We start from the raw sequence: 10,133 nt of genomic DNA, 5'->3' as shown, positions 1-10,133 counted from the left end.
TAGCTCGACTAGGTAAAATTCTGAGTAGATAATCTTGCAATATTCCATTGAAAGGATAAATAGAAATTATTGCCTCATTATGAAATCCATCCACTCCGAGAACTGATACCTTGCCGACCGTGAGTTTAAAGCTCATCAACAACGTACCTGCTTTTATCGGAGCATATTTGAATACTTTCTCTACTGCTTTTTGAGACACAAGTTTAGATGTGCTTTGCACTATGCCCCCATGTACCAAGTCAGCAATACTTACCCATGGAAATTTCCCTTCCCAATATGATGGCTCTTTGGTGGCAGGTGTCTTACCAGTAAGATAATATGCAATATCCTGAAAGTTAGCCCACTCCCATCCTACAGGTAGTTCAAAAGGCTTTTCCTCTTCGCTAATCTCGGGCAGTTTTTTCGGCTTTTTGATTTTGCCTTGTTTCACCAGCTCTTCTTTCTCCGCAGCAATACGCTTTAGCAAAACCGATGCAGGTTCGTCGTTGGGATCTTGGGCGACCAGCTTTCCACGTACTGCCAATTCAAGAATCAGCTCACGCAGTTTTTTAATGCCGTAGAGTTCGCGTTTACCACGGCTGCCACGACCGGCGCTGGATTTGGCTTTGACTGCGCCTGTCCAAAGGTCAATATGCTGGGTAATCAGCTGTTGGACATTACCTTCCTGTGAAAAGTCTTTTTGTAGAGAGTGAAGCTCAGCCATTAGCCACGTTCCTCTTCCGAGTCGTCTTGCTGGCTGTTTGCCGTGCTCAGTAGAGCGTCTCCTAGGATGTTTTTAAGCTGTAGGCGCAGTTCGCTGATTTCCGTTTGCTGCTGTTGGTAGGTGGCCAATAACTCTTCTGGATCATGCACTTCGACCGCTTCTTGGTATGGGTTTTTAATATCCAAGTTGAAATTACGGGCGATGATGTCATCAATAGACACTTTCCACGCTTGGTTGGTTTCGACGCGGCTAGCGAAGCCATCCTCTTCATTGCCCCACCAGTCGATTTCCGTTTGAAACTCTTCAAACTTCATAGGTTTGGATTTGTTGTAGTTCTTTACACCGTCTGGGTATGGGTGTTCGTAGAACCACACGTCTTTGGTTGGCTGGCCTTTGGTAAAGAACAAGATATTGGTCTTGATTCCCGTGTAAGGGTTAAACACGCCATTAGGTAAACGCACGATAGTGTGCAGGTTACACTCTTCGGTCAGCAGCTTTTTGATCTTGGTTTTCACGCCTTCGCCAAACAATGTGCCGTCTGGCAGCACCACGCCTGCTCGACCACCCTTTTCATTCGCGGACGGTGCTCGCAGTACTTCGATAATCAGCTGCAAGAATAAGTCGGCGGTTTCACGGGTTTGCATATCCGCAGGGAAGTTTTTTTCGATGCCGTCTTCTTCGGTGCCGCCAAACGGTGGGTTGGTGGCGATCACGTCGATGGTGCTGTCCCAGCTCGAAAGCGGCTTGTTTAAGGTGTTGCCGTGGCGTATTTGGGAAGGCACTTCAATACCGTGCAGCATCATATTGGTGATACATAACAAATGCGGCAGCTGTTTTTTCTCTACGCCGTGAATTTGCTGTTGCAGGGTTTGGTGGTCTTCGGCTGTTTTCACATAGTGGTCTTTAACATGGTCAAAACTACACGCTAGGAAGCCACCTGTGCCGGCGGCAGGGTCCATAATTTGGTCGCCGAGCTTAGGGTCTAGGCGATTGACAATAAATTTGGTCACGGCACGGGGCGTGTAGAACTCCCCCGCATTACCTGCGCTTTGTAGGTCGCGCAGGATTTGTTCGTAAATGTCGCCAAACAGGTGGCGTTCATTGGAGTCGGTGAAGTCGATTTCGTTGAGTTTGTTGATCACCTGACGCAGCAAGGTGCCGTTTTTCATGTAGTTGTAGGCATCGCTAAACGCCTCTTTCACCACAAAGCCACGCGGGTTTAAATCTCGCGGAGCGTTCAGCGCTTTCATATCAGGGAATAAGTCGTCGTTAACGAATTCCAGTAGCTCGTCACCTGTCATGCCTTCTGGGTCGGTGGCCCAGTTGCGCCATAAGTAGTTTTCTGGAATCGGCGCTTTGTACGAATCGTCCATTTCAAACTCTAGCTCTTCTTCTTGTGCGTCAAAGACTTTTAAGAAGAGTAACCAAGACATTTGTCCGAGGCGCTGAGCGTCGCCGTCTACACCGGCGTCTTTGCGCATGATGTCTTGAATGGATTTGATAACAGTACTGATTGACATAAGGTTCTCTATTTTTTGAATGCGGGTGACACGCTACGTGTTCACGCCAGCGTGGTTATGTGTGCTGGCGTGGGCGTGTTGAGTATTAGGCTATTTGAGGTTGGTATAGCTCGTTTTCCAAGGCTTTTACCGCGTCGTAATATTGCTCTTTATCATTGTTGAATCCATTTTTGATGATCTCTCTCATGCGGCCTATTTGGTCAAATGGGGCGACTTTAAGGACTTGAATATTTTCGATTTCGGATACGCCTTCATCGGCGTATTTGTCCAGCAATCGGGTGAGCACTTCTTGTGCCACACCATCGAATTTGGTGAAGTAGTTACGCTTTTTCACGTTGTTCGCACGTTCTTTGCGCGTCAATGGCGGCTGATCATAGACGATATGACAAATCATATCGAATGGGTCGAGGTCTTTACCAACCTCTTGCTCTAGTAAACTCCAAATCACGCCCTGTTCTTCGAGCTCTTCGATGATGACTTGTTTTTTATCGGCGTCACGCCATTTTTTCACAAACTCATCTAAGCTGGCGAACTGCTTTTCAACGGTTTTACGGGTGTAATCTTTAAACGATTCTGTAACCAGTTTACCATCAGAATCATAGTACTGTACCCGTTCTGCAAGGACGCTCACTTTTACGCCTTTGACATGAAATTTGCGTACTTTGTCTTCGTCTTCACTGTCGTTGTTTAGGTTGTAGTCTGTATTGTCCCACGCATCGGGATTATCGTGGTGATATTCTGCGTCTGGTTCTTGAATGGCGTCTGGGTCCGAATTTTCGTCTGGAAGAACCCCGTCGTCGTGCCCATCAATAATCGACTCGAATGCGTCATCGGCTTCGAAGTCGCGCGCAGAGGCCACTTTTATTTGCTCTGGTTCGCCATCGAAACGTGGGTCGGCAAACAGCTCGGTGGCTTTTTTGAAGTCTAAAATAGTGAACCAAAGCTTGCCGTATTTATCGTCGATTCGGGTGCCACGGCCAATAATCTGTTTGAATTTGGTCATGGATTGGATGTTCTGATCCAAGACGATGAGTTTGCAGGTTTTCGCGTCGACACCGGTGGTCATGAGTTCTGAGGTTGTTGCGATTACAGGGTACGATTTTTTGGGGTTGGTGAAGTTGCCAAGTTGGCTTTTGCCTTCCTTTTCATCCCCTGTAATGCGCATTACGTATTTATCGTTTTTCATCATTTGTTCGGGATTGAGTCGAACTAATGCTTCTCGCATGCGTCGGGCATGGTCGATGTCGTTACAAAAAACGATGGTCTTGGCCATCGGATCGGTTCGCGTTAGGTAGTTAGTGATGGTTTTAGCGACCAATTCTGTGCGGTCATCGATCACGAGCGTGCGATCAAAGTCTTTCTGGTTATAAATTCGATCTTCTATTAGGTTGCCATGTGTGTCGACCTGATTTTTCTCTGGCCGCCAACCCTGCACATCTTTATCAATGTCCACTCGGATGACTTTATAAGGCGCGAGGAAACCGTCTTCGATGCCTTGTTTGAGCGAGTAGGTGTAAATGGGGTCGCCAAAGTATTCAATATTGGATACGTCTTCGGTTTCTTTTGGGGTGGCGGTCAGACCTATCTGTGTTGCGCTGGAGAAGTAATCCAGAATCTCGCGCCAGTGACTGTTTTCGTCAGCGCTGCCACGATGGCACTCGTCGATAACGATTAAGTCGAAAAAGTCTTCTGATACGTTTTTGTAGGCTTTTTGAAGCTCTTCTGACCCTGTCATGCCTTGATACAGACCTAGGTAAATCTGGTAAGAAGGGTCGATTTTATGCCCTTTTATGATCGTCATGTTGGTATCAAATGGCTGAAAGTCACCAATATGGGTTTGCTCTATCAGCGCGGTACGATCCGCTAAAAACAAAATACGTTTCTTGGCTTTGGCTTTCCATAAACGCCAAATAATTTGAAAGGCGGTGTAGGTTTTGCCTGTTCCAGTCGCCATCACTAATAAAAGACGGTCTTGTCCTTTGGCTATGGCATCGATGGTTTGGTTAATGGCCTGCATCTGATAATAACGCGGCGCTTTACCTTCGCTATCGTTGTAATAGCTCTGGCTCACTAACGGCAGCTGGTGTGCTTGGTAACCTTTCCAAACAATGTATTTTTGCCAAAGCTGTTCGCAGCTTGGAAAGTCTTCTAGCGCTATTTCCGTTTCGATTTGATTCGGGTTCGTTTTATCGTGGAATAAAAAGCCATCGCCATTAGAGGAAAACACAAAAGGTACTTTTAGTAATTCAGAGTAGCCTAAAGCTTGTTGGATGCCGTGACCAATAGGGTATTTATTGGCTTTGGCTTCAATGACTGCCAGTGGCATGCCGTCTTTATAAAACAAAACGATATCGGCAAATTTCGCTCGTTGACGAGCTGCCATTTGCCCTCGAACCACCACCTTGCCATCCGTAATGGGAAACTCTTGGCGTATCTGAGTGTGATCATCCCATCCCGCGCTTTTGACGGCGGGTAGTATGAGTTTGGTGATGATGTCGGTTTCGGTAAGTTTGGCTTTGTTCATCCCTTGAGACATATAGACTTCCATAACTAAACAGGTGTTTGCTTTATGATAATTTACTTATCTTGAGATTGAATTGCTACTCATGTTGCATTTCTCTGAAAAAGTGCCTGACAAATACCCAATAAAATCGGCGACCTAATAAAGACAAACCCGCTGTTGGTAAGCAGTTACTAACAGTGGGTTTGTTGTGCGTTGGGTGTGACGTTCGATCAGCTGTATTTGTGCAATGTGGCGATGGTAAAGGCGGCAAGGTCGGTATAGACAGCGAAGGGAAAATCGATCGCTTTGTACTGCGTCTCACGGCCTTTTCCTGTTAATACCAATACTGGCGAACAACCACGTGCATTTCCTGCCTGAAGGTCTCTCAGAGAGTCTCCGACCATTATGGCGGGGTGTTCTTCGAATGACAGTCCAAGCTCCGCTTCGATGTTTTCGATCATGCCGCTTTTGGGTTTGCGGCAGTGGCAGTTGTCGTCTGGTCCATGTGGGCAATATTGAATGCCGCTGATGGTGCCGCCCTCTGCTTCTACCAGTGCGATCATTTTGTCGTGCATGGCTTGCAGTGTGATGTCGTCGTAATAACCGCGCGCAATGCCGGACTGGTTCGTCACCACAAAGACGTTAAAACCGGCTTTGGAAAGTGCGGCGATCGATTTGATACTGCCCGGAATGGGTTGCCATTCTTCGACGGATTTTACATAGGCGTCGGAATCTTGGTTGATGACGCCGTCTCGGTCTAACAAAATAATCGGTTTAATTTGCGCCATATAAAATGCCTTTGTGTTGAGCGTGTTTTAAGAAAGATGGGTTTGACGTTTATTTGGCGTCGCCAATGTCTGCGAAGACAGCGTTACGACACGCTAGGCTGAGGTCGGCAGGAGCCAGACCGATGTCGAGCCCTCGTTGGCCGCCGCTGACGTAGATTTTGTCAAAGTGGTGCGCACTTTGGTCAATGCATGTCACGAGACTTTTCTTTTGGCCGATTGGGCTGATGCCACCAACCAAATACCCTGTGAGCCGTTCCGCTTGCTTGGTGTCTGCCATGTGTAATTTTTTCACGCCCAGCGCATTGGCGGCGCGTTTTAAATTCAAAGTGCCGGTGACGGGCACAATGGCAACAAACACCTGCTTATCATCGCTGACCAGTAAAGTTTTGAAAACACACGCAGGATCTAGGTTTAGCTTTTGCGCCGCTTCTTCTCCAAAATTTGTGCAATCTCGATCGTGTTCGTATTCGTGAATACTGAAAGCAATCTTCGATTTTTTGAGCAGGTTGATCGCCGGTGTCACCGTGTGAATCCTTTTATGCTGAGCAAACGTTTAACGCGCTCTATTTTTGCCAAAACATGGGCGTGAACAAGACCAACAAGGTAAAGACTTCCAAACGCCCTAACAGCATAGAGAAACACAACATCCATTTGGCAGGATCGCTAACACTGGTAAAGCTTGATGCCACGTCACCTAAACCTGGGCCTAAGTTATTTAACGTGGCGGCCACCGCAGACCAGGCGGTTACCTGATCCAAACCCGTTGCCATGAGGCCAATCATTAACACCACATACACCAATAGATAGGCGGAGAAGAACCCCCAGACAGCAGACACAACACGTTCGTTGATCGCTTTTCCGCCGACTTTGACGGGGATGACCGCGTTGGGGTGAATCAGACGTTGAATTTCACGCATGCCTTGTTTGAGGATAAGCAGAATCCGTATTACCTTCATGCCGCCGCCGGTTGAGCTTGCGCAGCCACCAACAAAGGATGTGACGATTAATAAGAACGGCAAGAAATGAGGCCAGCTGGCAAAGTCTGACGTACCAAAGCCAGACGTTGTCGCGATAGACACACTTTCGAAAACGGCGTAACGAATGGAGGTCCCCCAATCGTAAGTCGATGTCATTGCCAGTACGAGCGTGCTTAGAATCACCGTGCTAGAAAGTATCAATAAAAAGAAACGCGCTTCTGGGTCTTTTGAAATAATGCCAAACGCTCTTGTGTCGCCACGCGTAGAAATGCAAGGCAAAGTTGAATGCAGACACGATCATGAAGAAGGTACAAATCATCTCGATAGCAACGCTATTGAAATAACCGATACTGTCGTCGTGTGTGGAAAAACCGCCAATCGCCACTGTTGAAAAACTGTGGCAGATGGCGTCGAATAAACTCATTCCCGCAATCCAATACCCCAAGGCACAAACACTCGTTAGGGTGGCGTAGATGTACCATAGTGCTTTGGCTGTTTCTGCAATACGTGGCGTGAGTTTGGTGTCTTTTACCGGCCCCGGTGTTTCTGCACGGTAAAGCTGCATACCACCGATGCCCAACATAGGCATGATGGCAACCGCCAATACGATGATACCCATACCGCCCAACCAAGTGAGCAACTGACGATAAAATAAAATCGATTGAGGCAAGTCATCGATTCCCGTCAGGATGGTCGCTCCGGTGGTTGTTAGCCCTGAAATGGATTCAAACAAGGCATCGGTAAAGGTGAGATCTGGCGTCTCGGCCAAAAAGAATGGCACCGAACCGAATAAGCCCAGTACCGTCCAGAACAACACAGTAACCAAGAAGCCATCGCGAATTTTTAATTCGCCACGTTCTTTTCGAACTGGAAACCACAGGAAAAACCCGCCCGCAATGTTGATCGCCAATGCGTATAAAAAGGCATTCAGTGCGCCATCGGAATAAATCAATGAAACGATAATTGGCGGTATCAGTGACACACTGAACACCATAACCAATAATCCGATGACACGTAAAATAACACTAAAATGCATACTGCTTTCCTTGAGCCGAACCGTGTTCGTTGGTTTGGCCTGCGTTAAAAATCGGCGGACACTTTTGAATAAAAGCGGTCTTTTTATACCAATGGAAGTTTACATTAAAAGAAAGTTAAACCCACTTGGAACAGTTGCTCAACCGCCGGAATTTGTTTTTTGTTGGTGACAAAGATGATGACGTGGTCTTCTGCTTGGATGACCAATTCACTGGTCGCCACGATCAAATCGTCTTCGCGAACAATGGCACCGATGGTGGCGCCTTCGGGTAGATTCAAATTCGCAATACTGCGACCAACCACTTTTGAGGAGCGATAATCGCCGTGCGCTACGGCTTCCAATGCTTCTGCCGCCCCTTTGCGCATCGAGTGAACATTGACCACGTCACCGCGGCGGATGTAGCTCAATAAAGAACTGATGGTGGTTTGTTGAGGCGAAATGGCGATGTCGATCATGCCTTCTTGCACGATGTCCACATAAGCGGGGTTGTTGATGATCGTCATAACCGTTCGCACGCCCAGTACTTTGGCCAACATAGAAGACATAATGTTGGCTTCATCGTTATTGGTCAGCGCACAGAAAACGTCGGTGGATTCAATGTTCTCTTCTAACAGCAATTCTTGCTTGGACGCGTCACCGTTAAGCACGATGGTATTGTCCAGCGTTTCGGACAAATAGCGGCAACGTTCTGGGTCACGCTCAATGATTTTCACGCGATACTCTTTTTCCAAACTCTGTGCCAATCGCTCACCAATGTTGCCGCCACCGGCGATAATGATGCGTCGATAAGGCGTGTCCAAAGGACGCAGTTCGCTCATTACGTCCAATACATCGCGTTGCGCAGTCAAGAAAAAGACTTCGTCATTGGCATGGATGTGCGTGTTGCCATCAGGCGAAATGGATTTACCATCTCGATAAATGGCCGCGATTCGCGTTTGAATAGACGGCATGTGTTCTTTCAAAAAGCTGATTGGTTGATCGATTAATGGACCACCCTTTTCGGCTTTGACCACCACTAGCTGAACTTTGCCTTCGGCAAATTCCATGACTTGCAACGCGCCTGGGTAACGAATCAAACGACTTAAATGTTTGGTCACTTCTTTTTCTGGACTGATTCGAACGTCCATCGGTAAAGCTTGGTCACTGAATAATTCTGGATAATGTGAGTAAGCACTGGAACGGACACGACCAATTTTGGTAGGGGTTTTAAACAAGGTATGCGCAACCTGACACGCCACCATGTTGGTTTCATCTTGGTTGCTTACGGCAATCAGCATATCGGCGTCATTACAGCCGGCTTGGTTTAACACATCTGGGTGTGCACCGTTGCCTTCTACCGTTTGTATGTCCAGTCTGTCTTGCAGTTCTCTAAGGCGATTTAGATCTGTATCAATGACGGTAATATCGTTATCTTCACTTGCTAAGTTTTCAGCAAGCGTCGCGCCGACTTGGCCCGCACCTATAATGATGATTTTCATAATCTGCCTTTCGCTACCTTAGGATCGCATTGTGTGTTGGTGGTCTTCGGATCTTTGAATTCGCGTGCTTATTTTTTACTCGAATCCAGTAGTGCAAGTTTACCCACATAAGGGCAAATATTTAACTTGAACTTGCGAAATACTCGTAATTATTTTGCCTTATCAACGCCTGTTTTTTTCTGGACTGGTTCTAGGCTAATAAAATCCATTCAGGTCGGTTACTTTATATTTTTCAATTTGCTCTCACTAACGTCTTATCAAGAAGGAGCCTCTGATCAAGTAGGCACTTTATTTCAAGTCGGCGTTGTTGGCTCTAAAGAGTTAGACCTAAAATTAAGGCAAAAAATACCCAGCAAGCTGTGTTTCATGTGAAACAATTTGCTGGGTATTTTCGGGAAATAGAAAGCAGCTCAATAAGTTGGCTGTATCTATCGGTTACTCATCGTTCTTTAGACGCCATTTTTGTTATGCGGTTTTTTGCAGTAGGCAATAATAAAAGCCGTCATGAGCTTCAACCATCGGGAACAGCTGGCGTCCGTGGCTCACTTCCATTCCCCACTCTAAGGTTAGTTCGGGTGCCAATGAATTCAGCGGAACTTCGTTGGCGTCATCTTGTTGGGCCAGAAAATGCTGAATCTGCTGCTCGTTTTCCTCTGGCATCAGAGAGCATGTTGCATAGAGCATGTAGCCACTAGGTTTTAATGTCTTCCAAACATTCTGAAGGATGTCGCGTTGAATCTCGACCAGCTCGTTAATGTCCGCTGGCTTTCGATTGATCTTAATGTCTGGGTTGCGGCGAATCACACCCGTTGCTGAACAAGGTACGTCGAGCAGTATTTTGTCGAATGGCTCGCCATTCCACCATGCCGTAATGTCACCCGCATCGGCGCAGATCAAGTTGGCTTGGTAGCCTAAGCGTGCGATGTTGGATTCGATTTTTTCCATGCGCCATGGTTCTAGTTCGACGGCGGTCAAATCCAAAGGATGAGCCTGCTCTAATAAATGCCCTGTTTTGCCTCCGGGAGCGGCGCACGCATCCAGAAGTTTTTCGCCTGTTTTCGGTGCCAATATATGAGCAGACAGTTGCGCGGCTTCATCTTGCACACTGGCAAAACCTTCTTCGAAATT

General features: G+C 47.0%; 6 protein-coding genes and 2 pseudogenes. All 8 read right to left on the bottom strand.

The window, feature by feature from the left end:
• Nucleotides 1–703, bottom strand: a 703-nt coding sequence (locus tag N5P32_RS01505; RefSeq protein ID WP_265727439.1) for a restriction endonuclease subunit S, incomplete at its 3' end; no start/stop codon positions are given.
• Nucleotides 703–2,223, bottom strand: a complete 1,521-nt coding sequence (locus N5P32_RS01500) for a type I restriction-modification system subunit M (RefSeq protein ID WP_265727438.1) — start codon at nt 2,221–2,223, stop codon at nt 703–705. The genes N5P32_RS01500 and N5P32_RS01505, both read right to left, overlap by 1 nt.
• Nucleotides 2,224–2,308: 85 nt before the next feature.
• Complete coding sequence (hsdR, locus tag N5P32_RS01495) at nt 2,309–4,759, bottom strand: EcoAI/FtnUII family type I restriction enzme subunit R (RefSeq protein WP_265727437.1); 2,451 nt, start codon at nt 4,757–4,759, stop codon at nt 2,309–2,311.
• 197 nt (nt 4,760–4,956) lie between these two features.
• Complete coding sequence (gene gmhB / locus N5P32_RS01490) at nt 4,957–5,514, bottom strand: D-glycero-beta-D-manno-heptose 1,7-bisphosphate 7-phosphatase (protein ID WP_265727436.1); 558 nt, start codon at nt 5,512–5,514, stop codon at nt 4,957–4,959.
• 49 nt (nt 5,515–5,563) lie between these two features.
• Nucleotides 5,564–6,037, bottom strand: coding sequence for a Cys-tRNA(Pro) deacylase (gene ybaK, locus N5P32_RS01485; protein ID WP_265727435.1), 474 nt, complete (start codon nt 6,035–6,037; stop codon nt 5,564–5,566).
• Nucleotides 6,038–6,077: 40 nt separating this feature from the next.
• Nucleotides 6,078–7,527, bottom strand: a pseudogene (locus tag N5P32_RS01480) (TrkH family potassium uptake protein).
• A 104-nt stretch (nt 7,528–7,631) separates the two neighbouring features.
• Nucleotides 7,632–9,005 (bottom strand): Trk system potassium transporter TrkA, encoded by a 1,374-nt coding sequence (gene trkA / locus N5P32_RS01475; RefSeq protein WP_265727434.1) that lies wholly within the window; start codon nt 9,003–9,005, stop codon nt 7,632–7,634.
• Between the two features lie 465 nt (nt 9,006–9,470).
• Nucleotides 9,471–10,133, bottom strand: a pseudogene (locus N5P32_RS01470) (16S rRNA (cytosine(967)-C(5))-methyltransferase RsmB); the annotation flags it as partial.

Origin of the sequence: Marinomonas pontica (assembly GCF_026191375.1) — a bacterium.
In the GTDB taxonomy this organism is placed as follows: domain Bacteria; phylum Pseudomonadota; class Gammaproteobacteria; order Pseudomonadales; family Marinomonadaceae; genus Marinomonas; species Marinomonas pontica.
Note: the sequence above shows the minus strand (reverse complement) of the source record. Positions and strands in the feature narration are given on the sequence as shown.

Excerpts from the sequence above, each read along its gene's own strand:
- gmhB (WP_265727436.1), bottom strand. The coding sequence starts at position 5,514 with ATGGCGCAAATTAAACCGATTATTTTGTTAGACCGAGACGGCGTCATC.
- hsdR (WP_265727437.1), bottom strand. The coding sequence starts at position 4,759 with ATGTCTCAAGGGATGAACAAAGCCAAACTTACCGAAACCGACATCATC.
- N5P32_RS01500 (WP_265727438.1), bottom strand. The coding sequence starts at position 2,223 with ATGTCAATCAGTACTGTTATCAAATCCATTCAAGACATCATGCGCAAA.
- trkA (WP_265727434.1), bottom strand. The coding sequence starts at position 9,005 with ATGAAAATCATCATTATAGGTGCGGGCCAAGTCGGCGCGACGCTTGCT.